This window comes from Micromonospora parva, from assembly GCF_000718515.1.
Taxonomy (GTDB): domain Bacteria; phylum Actinomycetota; class Actinomycetes; order Mycobacteriales; family Micromonosporaceae; genus Micromonospora; species Micromonospora parva.
Genome location: NZ_JNZS01000017.1, coordinates 103,786 through 120,542, shown reverse-complemented (window position 1 = coordinate 120,542; position 16,757 = coordinate 103,786). Strand labels below are relative to the sequence as shown.

General features: G+C 72.0%; 17 protein-coding genes and 3 tRNA genes. 16 read left to right on the top strand and 4 right to left on the bottom strand.

The window, feature by feature from the left end; all coding sequences use genetic code 11:
* Positions 1-935 (bottom strand): endonuclease/exonuclease/phosphatase family protein (locus tag IF22_RS0123160; protein WP_030335360.1); only part of this gene is annotated, 935 nt, incomplete at its 3' end.
* A gap of 385 nt (positions 936-1,320) precedes the next feature.
* Between IF22_RS0123160 and IF22_RS0123155 the strand changes: the two genes are divergently transcribed.
* From IF22_RS0123155 to IF22_RS0123115, 9 genes are all read left to right on the top strand, one after another.
* Positions 1,321-1,830, top strand: a complete 510-nt coding sequence (locus IF22_RS0123155) for a hypothetical protein (RefSeq protein WP_030335359.1) — start codon at positions 1,321-1,323, stop codon at positions 1,828-1,830.
* A 454-nt stretch (positions 1,831-2,284) separates the two neighbouring features.
* The gene (locus IF22_RS0123150) at positions 2,285-3,334 is read left to right on the top strand and encodes an AAA family ATPase (RefSeq protein WP_030335357.1); all 1,050 of its coding nucleotides are present in this window, start codon (positions 2,285-2,287) and stop codon (positions 3,332-3,334) included.
* A complete protein-coding gene (locus IF22_RS0123145) occupies positions 3,331-4,344 on the top strand; it encodes a DUF58 domain-containing protein (RefSeq protein WP_030335355.1) in 1,014 nt (337 codons plus the stop codon). The genes IF22_RS0123150 and IF22_RS0123145 overlap by 4 nt, the downstream gene beginning before the upstream one ends.
* Positions 4,341-5,300, top strand: coding sequence for a VWA domain-containing protein (locus IF22_RS0123140; protein ID WP_030335353.1), 960 nt, complete (start codon positions 4,341-4,343; stop codon positions 5,298-5,300). Before IF22_RS0123145 ends, IF22_RS0123140 begins: the two co-directional genes overlap by 4 nt.
* Positions 5,301-5,338: 38 nt before the next feature.
* On the top strand, positions 5,339-6,193 hold the full coding sequence (locus IF22_RS0123135) for a S1C family serine protease (RefSeq protein ID WP_030335352.1): 855 nt from the start codon (positions 5,339-5,341) through the stop codon (positions 6,191-6,193).
* 99 nt (positions 6,194-6,292) lie between these two features.
* Positions 6,293-6,589: a hypothetical protein gene (locus IF22_RS0123130; RefSeq protein WP_030335350.1), complete on the top strand. Its 297-nt coding sequence runs from the start codon at positions 6,293-6,295 to the stop codon at positions 6,587-6,589.
* 34 nt (positions 6,590-6,623) lie between these two features.
* Positions 6,624-7,049, top strand: coding sequence for an alternative ribosome rescue aminoacyl-tRNA hydrolase ArfB (gene arfB, locus IF22_RS0123125; protein WP_030335348.1), 426 nt, complete (start codon positions 6,624-6,626; stop codon positions 7,047-7,049).
* 119 nt (positions 7,050-7,168) lie between these two features.
* Positions 7,169-8,167, top strand: a complete 999-nt coding sequence (locus tag IF22_RS0123120) for an aldo/keto reductase (RefSeq protein WP_030335346.1) — start codon at positions 7,169-7,171, stop codon at positions 8,165-8,167.
* Positions 8,168-8,240: 73 nt separating this feature from the next.
* A complete protein-coding gene (locus tag IF22_RS0123115; RefSeq protein WP_030335344.1) occupies positions 8,241-8,837 on the top strand; it encodes a TetR/AcrR family transcriptional regulator in 597 nt (198 codons plus the stop codon).
* 16 nt (positions 8,838-8,853) lie between these two features.
* Here IF22_RS0123115 and IF22_RS0123110 read toward each other — a convergent pair whose 3' ends face one another.
* Both IF22_RS0123110 and IF22_RS0123105 read right to left on the bottom strand, forming a co-directional pair.
* Positions 8,854-9,720, bottom strand: coding sequence for a hypothetical protein (locus IF22_RS0123110; protein WP_030335342.1), 867 nt, complete (start codon positions 9,718-9,720; stop codon positions 8,854-8,856).
* A 34-nt stretch (positions 9,721-9,754) separates the two neighbouring features.
* Positions 9,755-11,239: a hypothetical protein gene (locus tag IF22_RS0123105; protein WP_156057816.1), complete on the bottom strand. Its 1,485-nt coding sequence runs from the start codon at positions 11,237-11,239 to the stop codon at positions 9,755-9,757.
* A gap of 174 nt (positions 11,240-11,413) precedes the next feature.
* On the opposite strand from IF22_RS0123105, the gene IF22_RS0123100 reads away from it, so the two are divergent.
* The 4 genes from IF22_RS0123100 to IF22_RS0123085 all read left to right on the top strand — a co-directional run bounded on the left by IF22_RS0123100 (position 11,414) and on the right by IF22_RS0123085 (position 12,839).
* On the top strand, positions 11,414-12,217 hold the full coding sequence (locus IF22_RS0123100) for a fumarylacetoacetate hydrolase family protein (protein WP_081883971.1): 804 nt from the start codon (positions 11,414-11,416) through the stop codon (positions 12,215-12,217).
* A 108-nt stretch (positions 12,218-12,325) separates the two neighbouring features.
* Positions 12,326-12,397 (top strand) — tRNA-Gln (locus IF22_RS0123095).
* A 134-nt stretch (positions 12,398-12,531) separates the two neighbouring features.
* A tRNA-Glu gene (locus IF22_RS0123090) sits at positions 12,532-12,604 on the top strand.
* 162 nt (positions 12,605-12,766) lie between these two features.
* Positions 12,767-12,839, top strand: a tRNA-Glu gene (locus IF22_RS0123085).
* Between the two features lie 226 nt (positions 12,840-13,065).
* Here the strand turns inward: IF22_RS0123085 and IF22_RS0123080 are convergent.
* Positions 13,066-13,752 carry an IclR family transcriptional regulator gene (locus IF22_RS0123080; protein ID WP_007456408.1) on the bottom strand — a complete coding sequence of 229 codons (687 nt, stop codon included), beginning with the start codon at positions 13,750-13,752 and terminating at the stop codon, positions 13,066-13,068.
* Between the two features lie 49 nt (positions 13,753-13,801).
* On the opposite strand from IF22_RS0123080, the gene leuC reads away from it, so the two are divergent.
* The 3 genes from leuC (at position 13,802) to IF22_RS0123065 (ending at position 16,690) form a co-directional block, all read left to right on the top strand.
* On the top strand, positions 13,802-15,247 hold the full coding sequence (gene leuC / locus IF22_RS0123075) for a 3-isopropylmalate dehydratase large subunit (RefSeq protein ID WP_030335336.1): 1,446 nt from the start codon (positions 13,802-13,804) through the stop codon (positions 15,245-15,247).
* Between the two features lie 14 nt (positions 15,248-15,261).
* Positions 15,262-15,849 (top strand): 3-isopropylmalate dehydratase small subunit, encoded by a 588-nt coding sequence (leuD, locus tag IF22_RS0123070; RefSeq protein WP_030335334.1) that lies wholly within the window; start codon positions 15,262-15,264, stop codon positions 15,847-15,849.
* 172 nt (positions 15,850-16,021) lie between these two features.
* A complete protein-coding gene (locus IF22_RS0123065) occupies positions 16,022-16,690 on the top strand; it encodes an HU family DNA-binding protein (RefSeq protein ID WP_030335333.1) in 669 nt (222 codons plus the stop codon).
* Positions 16,691-16,757: the final 67 nt, after the last annotated feature.

Here is a 16,757-nt window from a genome sequence, read left to right as displayed (position 1 = left end):
GGGGTGGGGAGGGTGAGGGTGGCTTGGACGGGGCGGTGGTCGCTGCCGGGTAGGGCGAGCACCCGCACCGAGCGGACCGCTATCCGGTGGTCGACCAGGATGTGGTCGATGGCGACGGGTGGGATGAGGTCGCCGTCGTACGGGCCCCAGGTGCCGGTCAGGCCCTGTCCGGTGGCGTCGGCGGCGTCGACGTAACCGGTGCGCAGCAGGGCCCGCAGTGGGCTGTGGTCGAGGGTGGCGTTGAAATCCCCGGCGAGGATCCGCAGGCCGCCGTCCGGAGTGGCCGGTGGTTGGGCGGTCAGGTCGGCCCGCCAGGCGCCCACCTGGTCCAGGGCGTACGGCGCCGACGGGTGGGCGGACTCGACGCGGACCGGGGGCCCACCGGGGACGGACACCGTCGCGTACGCCTGGCTGAAGCCCCAACCTTCGAGGTTGCGCCGGACGCCGACGTCGCTGATCGGCCACCGCGAGTAGAGCCCCGACCCGGCGGTGCCGATCTCCGGGTTGAGCTGCCGGTGCGGCAGCAGCGTGTCGAGGCCGAGCTGGTCCAGGGCGGCCTGCGCGTCCGGGGTGAACTCCTGCACGGTGAGCACGTCGACCTGGTGTCGCCGGACCAGCTCCACGAGCGTCCGCGCGTCACCGGTGCCGGCGAGCAGGTTGGCGGTGAGCAGCCGCACGGTCGGCCCGGCCGCCGCCGGCTGCGGGCTGGCCAGCGCCCGCGGTGCGACGGTGCCGAGCAGCGCCACCGCCGCCACTGCCGCGAGCGCCGCCGGCCACCAGCGCCGTAGGGCGAGCGCGAGGGCCAGGACCAGCACGCTGACGCCCGCGACGTACGGGGTGAAGGCGAGCGCCTGCACCAACGGCCCCCGGTCCACGCCGAGCAGCCGGGCGGCCGCCCAGAGCGCTGTGGGTGCGACGGCAAGCCACCAGAGCACCGTGCGAAGCCGGGTGAACCGGTGCGCGGGTGCAGCCTCGACGGTCACGCTGATGATCGTAGCCGAGCGTCAGAAACCATTTCATGAATGATGACGCTCTCACATTTCACAATTATCTGACGGCTGGTTGACACCTCGGAAAAGCGAGATCAACTATTGACTGTCTGCTTTTTCCGGTGCTACGTTCCATCTGGCTCAAACGACGCAACTCTGAGTAGTATCCGCAGCTCAGATGGGATGTAGATTGCCGAGAAATCAATCTACCAGGGTGCCAGTGAGTTGGCTTTCCCTCGCCCAGCAGTCGTCGTACTCCTATTTATGGGCAGTCATCCGTCCCGCCCCGCGGGTCGGCCGAATTCGCACGGTCACACAAGGGGGACCTGTCATGAGTACATCCTTCCGACGTAAGTTGGCGGCGGTCACGTTCGCCGTCCTGGGCCTCAGCCTGGCCGGCGGGGGCATCGCCATCGCCCAGCCGTCGGCGAAGGCGCCGCAGGAGGCCGTCCAGCCGGCGGCGCGCGGCAGCAACGCCCAACCGCCGGTCACCGCCGAGTCGGCCCGCAAGGCCAAGGCCGCGCTGAAGGCGGGTGCGGCCAGCACGCTGGTGGCCACCAACGTCTTCACCGTCGTCAACTCCAACGGCACCAAGGCGCGCGGCACCGGCACCGTCATCAAGTACGGCCCCGGCCAGTACGAGGTGCAGTTCGGCTACACCGTCACGGCCGGTGCCTTCCTGGCCACCATCTCGCGGTCCGACGCCTGCTGCATTCCGCCGGCTGGCGAGATCTCGGTGGCTCCGCGGCTGAGCACGCCCAACGCGGTCTTCGTGCAGACCCGCAACTCGGCCGGGACCCCGGCTGACCTGGGCTTCACCCTGCTCACCCACACACCCTGACCGAACCGGCACCCGGCCCCCGTCGCCTGTGGCGTCGGGGGCCGGACCCTGTCCGCTCAGCGGATTCGCCGGATGCGCCTCGGCCAGCCGGTCCGGGCATTGATCGACTCGGGTTTCCTGAAGTCGGCGTGTCCGCCGATCCGGGATACCCCGATTTCCGGGAACGCGAGTGGATCACGCAGGCGTCCTTCACCGGCTCGCCGGTCGGACTCTCCGTGGCCGGGCGCTGGAGGCTCTGCGTCCTTTGGCCTCGCTCGCGCCGATCGGCGCTCCCTGGCCGGTCGCCTGCCGACTTCGGTGCCTCCGCCGCCGATCGGGCCGGTTGAGGCCGTCCTCGACGGCCTCGCGATGGTCGTCACCCTTCCGCGCGGCTCATCCCGATTCCGGCCACTGCGGGCCGGTCCGGCCCGCACAATCCGACGTTTGCCGGCCGTGTCCCCGGGAAGCAAGCACCGTGACGGACATCTCGGACACCCTGGCCAGCATGCCCAGCCCGGTCGATCCGGAGCCGACCGGCATCGAGCTGGAACAGACCCTCTTCGAGGTCAAACGCGTGATCGTGGGGCAGGATCGCCTCGTCGAACGCCTGCTCACCGCCCTGGTCGCCAACGGACACTGCCTCCTGGAGGGGGTGCCCGGCGTGGCCAAGACACTGGCCGCGCAGACCCTCGCGACAGTGGTCGGCGGCACCTTCTCCCGGATCCAGTTCACCCCGGACCTGGTGCCCTCCGACATCGTGGGCACCCGGATCTACCGGGCGTCCAAGGAAACCTTCGACATCGAGCTGGGCCCGATCATGGCCAACCTGGTGCTGGCCGACGAGATCAACCGGGCCCCCGCCAAGGTCCAGTCGGCGCTGCTGGAGGCGATGGCCGAACGGCAGGTCTCGATCGGCGGGCGCAGCTGGCCGGTCCCGGAGCCGTTCCTGGTGCTGGCCACCCAGAACCCGATCGAGTCCGAGGGGGTCTACCAGCTCCCCGAGGCGCAGCGCGACCGGTTCCTGATGAAGGTGGTGGTCGACTACCCCAGCGACGCCGACGAGCTGGCCATCCTCTACCGGATGAGCACCGACCGGCCGAGCCCGCGCCAGGTGCTCGACGCGCAACGGCTGCGGGACCTGCAGGCCCACGCCGAGCGGGTCTTCGTCCACCACGCGTTGGCCGAGTACGTGGTGCGGCTGATCCTCGCCACCCGCGACCCGGGCCGGTTCGGGCTGCCGGAGATCGCCCCGCTGCTGGCGTACGGGGCCAGTCCGCGAGCCACCCTGGGCCTCGTCGCGGCCGCCCGTGCGCAGGCCCTGCTGCGGGGGCGGGAGTACGTGCTGCCCGAGGACATCCGTGAGCTGGCCGTCGACGTCCTCGCCCACCGGCTGGTGCTCTCCTTCGACGCGGTGGCCGACGGGGTGTCGGCCGAAAGCGTGGTGCGACGGCTCGTCGAGGCGGTGCCACCGCCCCGGCTGGCCAGCGGGCACCCGCAGCAGGCGCCGGACCTGGCGGCGGCATGAGACGCGCCGTCGCCGCGCCCGCCGACCCCGGCCTGGCCGAGCTGGCCCCCGACCAGCGCCTGCGCCGGCTGGAACTGACCGTCACGCGTCGGCTGAACGGCCTGCTGCACGGTCAGTACCGCGGGCTGCTGCCCGGTCCGGGCAGTGAGCCCGCCGGCAGTCGCGAGTACCGGCCGGGCGAGGACGAGGTCCGCCGGATGGACTGGGCGGTGACGGCCCGCACGGCTGTGCCGCACGTCCGGCAGGTCGACGCCGACCGGGAACTGACCACCTGGCTGCTCGTCGACGGCAGCGCCAGCATGGAGTTCGGCACCGCCGAGCTGGACAAACGGGAACTGGCGGTGGCCGCCGTCGCGGCGGTCGGCTTCCTGACCGCGGGCGTCGGCAACCGGCTCGGCGCCCAGGTGCTGCGCGCCGACGGGGTACGCCGGTTTCCGGCCCGCAGCGGTCGTACCCATCTGCTCGCGCTGCTCCGCGCGTTGCTCGCCGCCCCCCGCGTCACCGCGCCCCCCGACCGGCCGGGGCGTGCCGCCACGGCCCGACCGCCCGACCTGGCCGACGGCATCGACGCGCTGCACCGGATCGCCAACCGGCGCGGGCTGGTGGTGGTGGTCTCCGACTTCCTCGACGGTCTGCCCGACGATCCCGGCGAGGCGGCACCCTGGGAGCGGACCATGCGCCGGCTGGCCGTCCGGCACCAGGTGCTGGCGATCGAGGTAACCGACCCGCGGGAGCTGGAACTGCCGGACGTCGGCCTGATCACGCTCGTCGACCCGGAGACCGGCCGGCACCGCGAGGTGTCCACGTCGGACCGCCGGCTGCGCGAGCGGTACGCCGAAGCCGCCGCCGCCCAGCGCGAACAGGTCCGTCAGGCGGTGCGTCGCAGCGGTGCCACCCACCTGCCGCTGCGCACCGACGGGGACTGGAGCGCCGACATCGTCCGGCACGTGCACGCCCAGCGTCGGCTGGCCGCCGCGCCGTCCGGCCAGCCGCGGGGAGGTGCCGCGTGATCTGGCAGTCGCCGCTGCGACTCTGGCTGCTGCTCGGCGTGCTCGCCCTGGTCGTCGCGTACCTGGTGATGCAGCGCCGACGCAGCCGGTACGCGGTCCGCTTCACCAACCTGCGGCTGCTGGACCGGGTGGCGCCGCAGCGGCCCGCGTGGCGTCGGCACGTACCGGCCGGGCTCTTCCTGGCCATGCTGGCGCTGCTCGTGGTCGGCTTCGCCCGCCCGACCGCCGAGGTCCGGGTGCCCCGGGAACGGGCCACGGTGATGGTGGCGGTGGACGTCTCGACGTCGATGCTCGCCACCGACGTCGAGCCGGACCGGCTGGCCGCGGCGAAGGAGGCCGCCCGGCGCTTCGTCAAGGGCCTGCCCGACGAGTTCAACGTGGGGCTCGTCGCGTTCGCCGGGAGCGCCGCCGTGCTGGTGCCACCTGGCACCGACCGGGACGCCCTCGAAGAGGGGATCGACCGGCTCGCCGAGGGGATCACCGGCGTGCAGGGCACCGCGATCGGCGAGGCCATCAACACCTCCCTCGGCGCGGTCAAGAGCCTGGACAACGAAGCCGCGAAGGAGCCGCCACCGGCCCGGATCATCCTGCTCTCCGACGGCGCCAACACCTCCGGGATGGACCCGATGGAGGCGGCGGCGGAGGCGGTGACGGCGGAGGTGCCGGTGCACTCGATCTCGTTCGGCACACCGTCCGGGTTCGTCGACCGGGGTGGCCGACCCATCCAGGTGCCGGTGGACGGGCAGACCCTCAAGGCGGTCGCCGAGGAGACCGGCGGGATGTTCCACGAGGCCAGCACCTCCGACGAGCTGCGAGCCGTCTACGACGACATCGGCAGTTCGGTCGGCTACCGCACCGAGCGGCAGGACGTCTCGGCCCGGTTCATCGGCCTCGGACTGGTGTTCGCGATGGGTGCCGCCGCCGGCTCGATGCGCTGGTTCTCCCGGCTGCCCTGACCGCTGTGCACAACCGACGTCGTCAGTGAGGAGTACGCATGGCAGTGCAGACCGGACTGGGCGAACCGCGTGGTCCCTGGTTCATCTCGCCGGAACTCGACCCGGACGGGCGCGGGTGGTGGGACGCGCCCGAGCGCGACCCGGGCGGACGGCGGCCCGGGCGGCTGCTCGCCGTGCTGGGCGTGGTGGCGGTCTCGGCCGTCTCCGGTGCTCTCGCCGGTGGCGTGGTGGCCAGCCGGGACGGGGCTGGTGGGCCGGCGGCCGCGTCCGCCGCCCCGGTGCCGGCCGAGCTGGTCACCGCGGCCGAGCGGACCGTGCCGGGGGTGGTGTCGGTGCTGGCCGGCGGCGCGAGCAGCGGGTCCGCGACCGGCTCCGGCTTCGCCGTGGACGACCAGCAGCACCTGATCACCAACGACCACATCCTGGCCAAGGGTGGTGGCGGTCCGGTGACTGTGGAGCTGCCCGACGGGCGCCGGTTCGCCGCCGAGGTGGTCGGGCGGGAGCCGCGCAGTGACCTGGCGGTGCTGAAGGTGCCAGCGTCGGCCGGTCTCACCCCGTTGCCCCTGGCCAAGCCGGGCGCGACCCGGGTCGGTGAGCCGGTGCTCGCGGTGGGTTCGCCGCTCGGGCTGGCGGGGACGGTCACCGCTGGCATCGTCAGCGCCCTGGACCGCGAGGTACGCCTCGGCAACAACCGGCACAGCGCGGTGCAGACCGACGCGTCCATCAACCCGGGCAACTCCGGTGGGCCACTGGTCAACGCCCGTGGTGAGGTGGTCGGGGTGAACACCGCCATCGCCACCATCGACGGGAACGGCTCGATCGGCATCGGTTTCGCCATCCCGATCGACCAGGTGCAGCAGACCGCGGACACGATCATCGGCAAGGGTGGCTGAGCTGCCCGAACGCCCCTGCCGGGGGCTGCCACTGTCAGATATCCGGCCCGACGGCATCGGACCATGGAAATATTACGGTCGGTATGGATACTGGCGGAGGTGGAGCGTCCTCTTCTCACGGTCCTCCTGCTGGTGGGGCTGGTCATCGGATGTGCAGTGGGGTCGGCGTACGCCCGGGCACGACGCGGGTGGAACGACTACCAGACCGTCAAGAAATCGGTGCCGGGCGCCCGCAGGGGCGCCTGGGCGCTGATCCGTGGGGTCGCCGTGAAGGCGGCGGTGATCGGGCTGCTGCTCTTCGGCGCGGTGGCGTACGCGGCGGTCGGTTCCGACGAGGAGACCGCCGGGACGGCGCCCAGCCAGTCCCCGACCCAGAGCGAGCCTCCGCACCGATAGCCCCCGGCAGGCCGTGGCGGGTTAGCCTCGGGGCGTGGACGACGGACTGCGGGTGACCGACCGGTGGGTCGTCCCCGCCGCAGAGCTGCGGGAGCGGTTCTCCCGCTCGTCTGGGCCGGGCGGGCAGGGCGTGAACACCGCTGACTCCCGCGTCGAGCTCAGCTACGACCTGGCCAACTCGCCCACCGTGCCCGACTGGCTGCGGTCGCGGGCGCTGGCCCGGCTGGCCAACCGCCTCGTCGACGGGGTGCTGACGATCGCCGCCAGCGAGCACCGGGCCCAGCTGGCCAACCGGGAGGCGGCCCGGGCACGGATGACCGCCCTGCTGCGGGAGGCCGCCGCACCCCCACCACCGGCGCGTCGAGCGACCCGCCCGTCCCGTGGGGCGAAGGAGCGCCGGCTGGCCGAGAAGAAGCGCCAGTCCCAGCGCAAGCGTGACCGCCGAACAGACGGCGAGTAGCAAACCATCAGAAAAGTCCTCCGTCGTCGGGGTTCCTGCGAATCTCGGGTGACAGAATCTGAAATCTGTCATCCGAAAGGTGTACGCTCAACGCCTCACCCAGGTGAGAGGAACACCCCATGAACACCCGCACCCTCGGCACCACCGGCCCCACCGTCTCCGCGCTCGGGCTCGGACTGATGGGCATGTCGGACCTCTACGGCGCCACCGACGAGGCCGAGAGCATCGCCACCATCCACGCCGCACTGGACGCCGGCATCACCCTGCTGGACACCGGCGACTTCTACGGCATGGGGCACAACGAGCTGCTGCTGCGCGACGCGTTGCGCGGCCGCAACCGCGACAACGCCCTGATCAGCGTGAAGTTCGGCGCTCTGCGCGACATCGAGGGCGGTTGGAACGGCGTCGACGTCCGCCCCGCCGCGATCAAGAACTTCCTGGCGTACACCCTGCGCCGTCTCGGCACCGACCACGTGGACATCTACCGCCCAGCCCGGCTTTCCCCGGACGTCCCGGTGGAGGACGTGGTCGGCACCCTCGCCGAGCTGGTCAAGGCCGGCCACATCCGCCACATCGGTCTGTCCGAGGTGAGCGCGGAAACCCTGCGCCGGGCGCACGCCGTGCACCCGATCACCGACCTGCAGATCGAATACTCGCTGATCTCTCGCAACCCGGAGACCGACATCCTGCCGACGGCCCGCGAGCTCGGCGTCGGGATCACCGCCTACGGGGTGCTGTCCCGCGGGCTCATCAGCGGCCACTGGACGGCCCAGCGGGAGACCGCCGGCACCGACTTCCGCAGCCACCTGCCCCGGTTCTCCGGCGACAACCTCGGCCGCAACCTGGCCCTGGTGGAGGCGCTGCGCGCCATCGCCGAGACCCGGGGCGTCACCGTGGCGCAGATCGCCATCGCCTGGGTGCTCGCCCGGGGCGAGAACATCGTGCCCCTGATCGGCGCCCGCCGCCGCGACCGCCTCACCGAGGCACTGGGAGCCGCGGCGATCACGCTCACCGGGGCGGACCTGGCCGCCATCGAGGCCGCCGTCCCGGCCGACGCGGTCGCCGGCGCCCGCTACGACGAGGCGCAGATGGCCCACCTGGACAGCGAGCGGGCGTGACCACCCGGCCGTGGCGCGTCCGCCGACCGGGGGTCGCGCCACGGCCGGTCGCGCCGTCAGGAAGGCTTGAGCGATGAGCGACGCCACCGCCCTGACGGCCGACCGCATCCTCGACACCGCCGAGGAGGTGCTGCGCCGCTACGGGCCGGCCAAGGCCACTGTGCTGGACGTCGCCCGCGCGCTGGGCGTGAGCCACGGCAGCGTCTACCGGCACTTCGCCAGCAAGGCGGCGCTGCGCGACGCGGTCGCCGAACGGTGGCTGGCCCGGGTGTCCACCCCGCTGATCGAGGTGGCCACCGGGCCCGGCCCGGCCCCACGACGGCTGCGCCGCTGGCTGGCGGAGCTGAGCGGCACCAAACGCCGGATGGCGCGGGAGGACCCCGAGCTGTTCGACAACTTCCACCAGCTCGCCACCCTCTCCGAGGGCGCGGTCGCCACCCACCTGGAGGTCCTCGCCGGTCAACTCAGCCTGATCGTCGCGGACGGGGTCACCGCCGGTGAATTCGCCGTGCCCGACCCGGCGGTGGCCGGCCGGGCCCTGTTGCAGGCCACCGCCCGGTTCCACCACCCAGCCCACCGGGCCGACTGGAACGATCCCGGCCTCGACGACGACATGGAAGCCGTCGTGGCGCTGCTCATCGACGGCCTGCGTACCCGCCCGGCAACCTGAGCGGGCCGACGCCGGGTCAGGCCGGGACGGCGGTGAGCAGCCGGTCGCGTAGCACCGCGGCCCGCTCGGCGAACGCGCGCTGCGCCGCCGCGTACTCCGCCCGACCGTCCGCGGTCTCCACCCGCACCGGCGGGTAGCCGAGCGCCGCCAGGTCGTACGGGCTGGCCCGCATGTCCAGCGTGCGGATGTCCCGAGCCAGGTCGAACGCGTCGGCCACCAACTCCGAGGGCACCAACGGCGACAACTTGTACGCCCACTTGTACAGATCCATGTTGGCGTGCAGGCAGCCCGGCTGCTCGTGCGCGTGCTGCGTCTCCCGGGTCGGGGAGAGCACATTCAACGGGCGGGCCGGCGGTGTGAAGAACCGGAACGCGTCGAAGTGGCTGCACCGCACCCCGCGCTCCTCGACGACCGCGGCGGTGCGCTCCGCGCTCAACCGCAGCGGCCAGGCGTTGTGCCGCAACTCCTCCCGGGTCTGCCGGTAGACCATCGCCCACTCGTGCATCCCGAAGCAGCCGAAGTGCGGCGCCCGCCCACGCGTCGCCGTCAACAGGGAACGGATCCAGGTGATCGACTCGCCGCGCCGCGCGCGTACCCCGTCGGTGTCGAGGGTGACCCCGGCGGTGCTGGCGCGGTAGTCGCGGCCGAACTCCGCCGGGTCGGCGTCGCGCAACTCGACCCCGGGCCCCGGATGCCAGCGCCGCAGCTGGGCCGGGCGGTGCGAGTAGTAGGTGAACAGGAAGTCGGCCACCGGATGCCGCTCACCGCGTCGTCGCCGGGCCAGGTGCGGGGTCAGCCAGACGTCCACCCGCTGCTCGTAGGCCCGCCGGCGGGCCTGCCACTGCGCCGCGTCGAGCACGGTGCGGGCGAGGGCGGCGGTCACGCACCCAGGGTACGACCGCCGCCCGGAACACCGGTCAGGGCATGTGCACCCGGACCCCGGCGGAGAACACCCCGCTGCGCAGCTCCAGCTGCTCCGGCGGGTCCCGCCCGTCGACGGTGAAGACCAGCGGCAGCACCATCCGGGTACCCGCCGCCATCGGGTTGGCGAAGACGTCCCGACCCAGGTTCGCCATCCGGGTGGCCGACTCGTCGGTGCTCACCCAACGCCCGCCCGGCAGGTACGCCCGTTGCAGCTCGCTGTGCCACAGCTGGTGGTCGGCGGTGACGTTGCGCACACCCACTGTCGCCTCGCAGCGTCGGCCGTTCACCAGCGCGGGAGGGCCACCGTCGGCCTTCCCGGCGGTGCCGGGAGCGCCGCAGGTCATCCGGTACACGGTGAACTCGAACGCCGACTCGCGCAGCGGCACACCCAGCGACCCGGTGACCCCGGTGCCCATCCACGCGCCGCTGGTCGGCTGCTTCTGGGTGTCGATCGCCGCGACCTGCCGGGTCGCCGTCCAACCCGCGGTGCCGACGACGCCGGCCAGCACCACGACCGCTGCGCCCACCAACATCCAGACCGGCGGGGTACGCCGACGCCGCACCGGACTCGGGGCTGCCGGTCGCGGGTAGATCGTCCCGCGACCATCCCCAGCTCCACCGCCGGTGGCGAGCGCGGCAGCCGTCACCCGCCGCCCGCGCCGCCGCCGTCGCCACACCCAGAACACCGCGGCGCTGACCAGCAGCAGAACCGCCAGGCCGGCGAGGAGTACCGGGTAGCGGCGCCAGGCCGGTGCCTCGGTCACCTCGGCCGCCGGTGCCGCCGCGGCCTGCCAGGTGGCAGTGGCGCAGTCGTACGGTCGGCTGCCGTCACTGGTGAACGCGCAGGTCGGCGCGGTCAGCGGCTGACCCGGTGCGGTCGCCGCGAGCGCGGTGCCCAACGTGGTGGTGCTGTGCGCGGGCAGCCGCAGCCGCCACGTCACCTCGGTGGCCGACCCGTTGGCCGGGGTGGACCGGCCGCCGCCGCTGATCGCAGTCGTCGTCGAGCCGGGCGGCAACTCCTGACGCACAGTGGTGTCCAGCGTCGAGCCGCTCACGTTGCGCACCTGGATCCGGTACCTCGGCGCCGGGCTGCTCTCCGTCGCGACCGCCACCGTGACCGGTTGCGGGGGCGCGGACGCCGGCGCCCGGGTGGGTGGTGCCATCGCCGGTGGCGCCGAGGGCGGCGTGGGTTCGGTCACCCGGGCGGCCATCGCCACCGGCGGCCGAGTGACCGCTGGGCCGACCGTCGCCGGTGGTGGTGGCGGGACGTCCGTGGGACGTGGCGCGCCAGCCGGTGGTCCTGGCGTGGCCGCCGGCGGTCGTGGCGCGCTGGCCGTCGGTTGTGGCGTGGCCGCCGGTGGTCGTGGCGCGGCCGCCGCCTCCGGAGCCGCCGCCGGCAGGGCCGGCACGGCGGCGAGGATGCCGAGGCAGTGCACGAACACTGCGAGGGCTCTGTGGTGTCGTGTCGATGCAGGCATACGAACGAACCTCCGGAGCCGACGGTAGGGGCGCGTCGCTTCCGTGCGGGTACGAATTCGGGAAGCCCGCCCCGGTCACCTCCTGCTCCGATAGGCTGCCGCGCGCTGACGGGTTGCGCACACCCGAGCGCCGGTCGTGGCCGGTTGGGGTGCCGACGGGGCTAGATTGGCGGGGTGCGTATCGCTCGTTTCGCCCATGCCAAGGGAATGTCGTTCGGTGCCGTCGAAGGCGAACCGGGGGCCGGGCCGCAGGGCCTGACCATCGCCGAGATCGAGGGCCACCCGTTCGGCAAACTCTCCTTCAGTGGGGCCCGGTGGGCCCTTTCCGACGTTCGGCTGCTGTCGCCGATCCTGCCCAGCAAGGTCGTGTGCGTCGGTCGTAACTACGCCGACCACGCCGCCGAGCTCGGCAACGACGTGCCCAAGGAGCCACTGCTCTTCCTCAAGCCGTCCACCTCGGTGATCGGCCCCCGGGACGCCATCCGACTGCCGATCTTCTCCAAGCAGGTCGAGCACGAGGCGGAGCTCGCGGTCGTGATCGGGGCCCCCGGGGCGCGCCGCGCCGACCGGGCCGCCGCCGAACGCGCCATCTTCGGCTACACCTGTGCCAACGACGTCACCGCCCGGGACCTTCAGCGCTCCGACGGGCAGTGGACCCGGGCCAAGGGCTTCGACTCGTTCTGCCCGATCGGCCCGTGGATCACCACCGGGCTGGACGTCTCCGATCTGGAGATCCGGTGTGAGGTGGGTCGCAACCCGGAGGAGATGGAGGTACGCCAGCTCGGCCGGACGAAGGACATGGTCTTCGACGTTCCCGGCCTGGTGTCGTACATCTCGCACGTGATGACTCTGCTGCCCGGCGACGTGGTTCTCACCGGCACTCCGGCCGGGGTTAGCCCGCTTGTCGAGGGGGATACGGTCACCGTGCGGATCGAGGGCATCGGCGAGCTCACCAACCCGGTGGTTCCCGTCGCCTGATCCGTCTGATGCCCCTGTTTCCGCAGCTCACGGGTGGTTCGGGGGGATCGGATTTGGCCTGTCGGCACCGGGAGGGTAAAGTTCACTCCCGGCGCCGCAAGGGGCCAATGGGGTATGGGGTAATTGGCAGCCCGACTGATTCTGGTTCAGTTAGTCTAGGTTCGAGTCCTGGTACCCCAGCGCTGCTGGAATTCGCGAGAATTTCCAGACGCTGGATTCTGACGGAGTTCGACTCCGCCCCTTCGGGGGCGGAGGGTGGCCTTCGGTAGAGTGCAGCTCCTCCACCGCCGAGGTGGGGGAGCGAAAGTTGTTCTGGCCCCGTCGTCTAGCGGCCCAGGACGCCGCCCTCTCAAGGCGGTAGCGCCGGTTCGAATCCGGTCGGGGCTACATCGTGCACAGCCCGTCTCACCTGGTGAGGCGGGCTGTTTCGTTGTCCGGGGCGGCTGTTTCGCCGACCCGGGCAGGCCCGGACCCCGCGCTCGAACCCTCGGACGGTGCCGCTAGACTACAGTCGCACCGCCCGCGAGGGTGGTGAACGGAAGAAGTTCTGGCCCCGTCGTCTAGTGGCCCAGGACGCCGCCCTCTCAAGGCGGTAGCGCCGGTTCGAATCCGGTCGGGGCTACAACCAAAGGCTCATCTCGCTGTGCGAGATGAGCCTTTCCCGTACCCCTCCGGCCCCTTCCAGCCCCGCCCTCGGTGATCAAGAGGTTTGCGTCAGCGCTCTTGGCGTGTCGTGACGCAAACCTCTTGATCACCGGAGGAGGCGGGGGCCTCCGGTGGAGGCAGCAACATTGGGGATGTTGCGCGGGGTGCGGGTGCGGGTGTGGGTGTGAGGGCTCGGGGTGGGGTTAGAGGCCGGATAGGCGTTGGCCGGCTCTCACCACGGCCATGGCGTGGCGTTCGCCGGGGCGGCGGCCGAGGCGTTCGATCGGGCCGGAGATGCTCACCGAGGCGATCACTCTCCCGGTGCGGTCGCGGATCGGGGCCGAGACGCTCGCCACACCCGCCTCCCGCTCGGCGACGCTCTGCGCCCAGCCGCGACGGCGTACCTCGGCGAGGGTGCGGCCGGTGAACTTGCTGCGCGGCAGCAGCGGCATCACCGCCTCCGGCGGCTCCCAGGCGAGCAGGATCTGGGCCGCTGAGCCGGCCGTCATCGGCAGCACCGAGCCGACCGGGACAGTGTCCCGTAGGCCGCTGGCGCGCTCGGCCGCCGCCACGCAGATCCGCTCGTCGGCGCGGCGCAGGTAGAGCTGCGCGCTCTCACCGGTGGCGTCGCGCAGCGCGGCCAGCAACGGCTCGGCGGCGGTCAGCAGAACGTCCGGTGCGGCGTTGGCCAGCTCGCCCAGCCGGGGGCCGGGCCGCCATCTGCCCTGGGTGTCGCGCACCAGCATCCGGTGGATCTCCAAGGCCTGGGCCAGCCGATGTGCGGTGGCTCGGGGCAGCTTGGTGCGTTCAACGAGTTCGGCCAGGCTGGCGCCGTCCACGCAGGCGGCCAGGATGACCACCGCCTTGTCGAGAACGCCGACACCGCTCATACTGTGTCCCACAAGCCGAAACTTACCTCCCAGAATTTAGGATGTCCAGATGGTGGGAGTCACTCCTGAGCCGAGGACCCTGGCCGAGAAGGTCTGGGACGCGCACGTCGTACGGTCCGCCGCCGGTGAGCCGGACCTGCTCTTCATCGACCTGCACCTGCTGCACGAGGTGACCAGCCCGCAGGCGTTCGACGGGCTGCGGCTCGCCGGGCGCCGGGTGCGTCGTACCGACCTGACCCTCGCGACCGAGGACCACAACACCCCGACCGGGTACGCCGACCCGGCGTTCCGCCTCCGCCGTGGTGACCTGCTCACCATCGCGGACCCGACGTCGCGTACGCAGATCGAGACGTTGCGCCGCAACTGCGCCGAGTTCGGGGTGCGGCTGCACCCGCTCGGCGACGACAACCAGGGCATCGTGCACGTGATCGGCCCGCAGCTCGGTCTCACCCAGCCGGGTCTGACGATCGTCTGTGGCGACTCGCACACCGCCACCCACGGCGCCTTCGGCGCGCTCGCCTTCGGCATCGGCACCAGCGAGGTGGAGCACGTCCTGGCCACCCAGACGCTGCCGCAGAGCCGGCCGAAGACGATGGCCGTGAACGTCACCGGTCGCCTCGCGCCCGGCGTGACCGCCAAGGACCTGGTGCTCGCGCTGATCACGCAGGTGGGCACGGGTGGGGGTCGCGGGCACATCGTCGAGTACCGCGGCGAGGCGATCCGCGCCCTCTCCATGGAGGGGCGGATGACCATCGCCAACATGTCCATCGAGTGGGGCGCCAAGGCCGGCATGATCGCGCCCGACGAGACCACCTTCGCGTACCTCAAGGGTCGCCCGAACGCGCCGCAGGGCGCGGACTGGGACGCGGCGGTGGCGTGGTGGCGGACGCTGCCCACCGACGAGGGGGCGCGCTTCGACGCCGAGGTGACCCTGGACGCCAGCCAGATCACCCCGTTCGTCACCTGGGGCACCAACCCCGGGCAGGGCGCGCCGCTGAGCGCCCCGGTGCCGGACCCGGAGGAGTTCACCACCGACTCGGAGCGCGCCGCCGCCCGCCGCGCTCTGGAGTACATGGACCTGCGCCCCGGCACCCCGCTGCGGGAACTGCCCATCGACGTGGTCTTCGTGGGGTCCTGCACCAACGGTCGCCTGGAGGACCTGCGGGCCGCCGCCGACGTGCTGCGGGGTCACCGGGTCGCCGACGGCGTCCGGATGCTCGTGGTGCCGGGCTCCGCCGCCGTGCGCGAGGCAGCCGAGGCCGAGGGGCTGGACAAGGTCTTCGCCGACGCCGGAGCCGAGTGGCGGTTCGCCGGCTGCTCCATGTGTCTCGGCATGAACCCCGACACGCTGAAGCCGGGCGAGCGTTCCGCCTCCACCTCGAACCGCAACTTCGAGGGCCGTCAGGGCCGGGGTGGGCGTACCCACCTGGTCTCCCCGCCGGTGGCCGCCGCCACCGCCGTGGTCGGCCGGCTGGCCGCCCCCGCCGACCTGTAGAAGGGACCGACGAGATGGACAAGTTCACCACCCACACCGGCACCGCCGTGCCGCTGCGCCGGTCCAACGTGGACACCGATCAGATCATCCCCGCCGTGTACCTCAAGCGGGTGACCCGGACCGGATTCGCCGACGGGCTGTTCAGTGCCTGGCGGGAAGATCCGACATTCGTGCTCAACGATGAAAACTATTCCGGGGCGTCGATCCTCATCGCCGGCCCGGAGTTCGGCACCGGGTCCTCCCGGGAGCACGCCGTCTGGGCGCTACGGGACTGGGGCTTCCGCGCCGTGGTGGCCCCGCGCTTCGGTGACATCTTCCGCGGCAACGCCCTCAAGGAAGGTCTGTTGCCGGTCGAGTTGGAATTGAAAGCCGTCGAAGAGTTGTGGGACCTGGTCGAGGAGGATCCGAGCACCCCGGTGACCGTCGACCTGACCGCCCGCCAGCTCCGGGCGGGGGATGCGAGCTGGTCGTTCCCGCTGGACGACTTCAGCCGTTGGCGCCTGCTGGAAGGCCTCGACGACATTGGACTCACCCTCCGGCACGCCGCCGACATCGACTCCTACGAGGCGCGCCGACTGCCGTTCCTGCCCTCCGTGGCATAGCCGTTAGGTCGCTCGCACAGCGGATTTCACCCCCATCGGTCCAACCGGTGGGGGTGAATCCGTTACGACACAAGGGCTTTTTTCTACCGAATGTTTGTGTCCCGGCAGCACAGGGCATACCGTGCGCGCAGAATGGCTCGCGACGAGTCAGTTGCACAATCGGGAGGAAGTCGTGAACAAGGCCGAGCTCATCGAGGCGCTCGCCGTTCGCCTGGGGGACCGGAAGATGGCGACGGCCGCGCTCGACGCGGTCCTCACCGAGGTCCAGGCGGCGGTCACCAAGGGCGAGAAGGTGGCGATCACCGGATTCGGAGCATTTGAAAAGCGTGTGCGTGGCGCACGAACAGCGCGCAACCCGCGTACCGGCGAGGCGGTGAAGGTCAAGAAGACATCAGTCCCGACCTTCCGCCCCGGCGCCGGGTTCAAGGAGATGGTGGCCAGCGGCAAGGTGCCGAAGGCCACGGTGGCGACGAAGAAGGCCGCCACCAGCACCACCACGGCCAAGGCGGCCGGCGCGAAGGCGACCGGCGCGAAGGCCACGGGCACCAAGGCCACCACGGCCAAGGCGGCCAGCAAGAAGACCGCCCCGGCCAAGGCCAGCAAGACCGCCACGGCGACCAAGACGGCCGCCAGCAAGAAGACCGCCCCGGCCAAGGCGAGCAAGAGCACCACGGCGACCAAGACGGCCGCCAGCAAGAAGACGACCGCGGCGAAGAAGACCGCCGCGGCGACCCGGTCGACCGCGGCGAAGAAGACCACCGCGTCGGCGAGCAAGAGCACGGCGGCCAAGAAGGCGCCGGCGAAGAAGGCTCCGGCCAAGAAGGCGGCCAGCAAGCGCTGACCGACCCGCTCCGCAAGGGCGTCCACCAGTGGGTGGGCGCCCTTTCGGCGTGCCAGGGGCCAACTTC

What these genes read in the sequence shown, in the direction of transcription:
- IF22_RS0123155 (WP_030335359.1), top strand. Translation starts at nt 1,321, where the DNA reads ATGAGTACATCCTTCCGACGTAAGTTGGCGGCGGTCACGTTCGCCGTC.
- IF22_RS0123145 (WP_030335355.1), top strand. Translation starts at nt 3,331, where the DNA reads ATGAGACGCGCCGTCGCCGCGCCCGCCGACCCCGGCCTGGCCGAGCTG.
- IF22_RS0123135 (WP_030335352.1), top strand. Translation starts at nt 5,339, where the DNA reads ATGGCAGTGCAGACCGGACTGGGCGAACCGCGTGGTCCCTGGTTCATC.
- IF22_RS0123120 (WP_030335346.1), top strand. Translation starts at nt 7,169, where the DNA reads ATGAACACCCGCACCCTCGGCACCACCGGCCCCACCGTCTCCGCGCTC.
- IF22_RS0123115 (WP_030335344.1), top strand. Translation starts at nt 8,241, where the DNA reads ATGAGCGACGCCACCGCCCTGACGGCCGACCGCATCCTCGACACCGCC.
- IF22_RS0123105 (WP_156057816.1), bottom strand. Translation starts at nt 11,239, where the DNA reads ATGCCTGCATCGACACGACACCACAGAGCCCTCGCAGTGTTCGTGCAC.
- IF22_RS0123080 (WP_007456408.1), bottom strand. Translation starts at nt 13,752, where the DNA reads ATGAGCGGTGTCGGCGTTCTCGACAAGGCGGTGGTCATCCTGGCCGCC.
- leuC (WP_030335336.1), top strand. Translation starts at nt 13,802, where the DNA reads ATGGTGGGAGTCACTCCTGAGCCGAGGACCCTGGCCGAGAAGGTCTGG.
- leuD (WP_030335334.1), top strand. Translation starts at nt 15,262, where the DNA reads ATGGACAAGTTCACCACCCACACCGGCACCGCCGTGCCGCTGCGCCGG.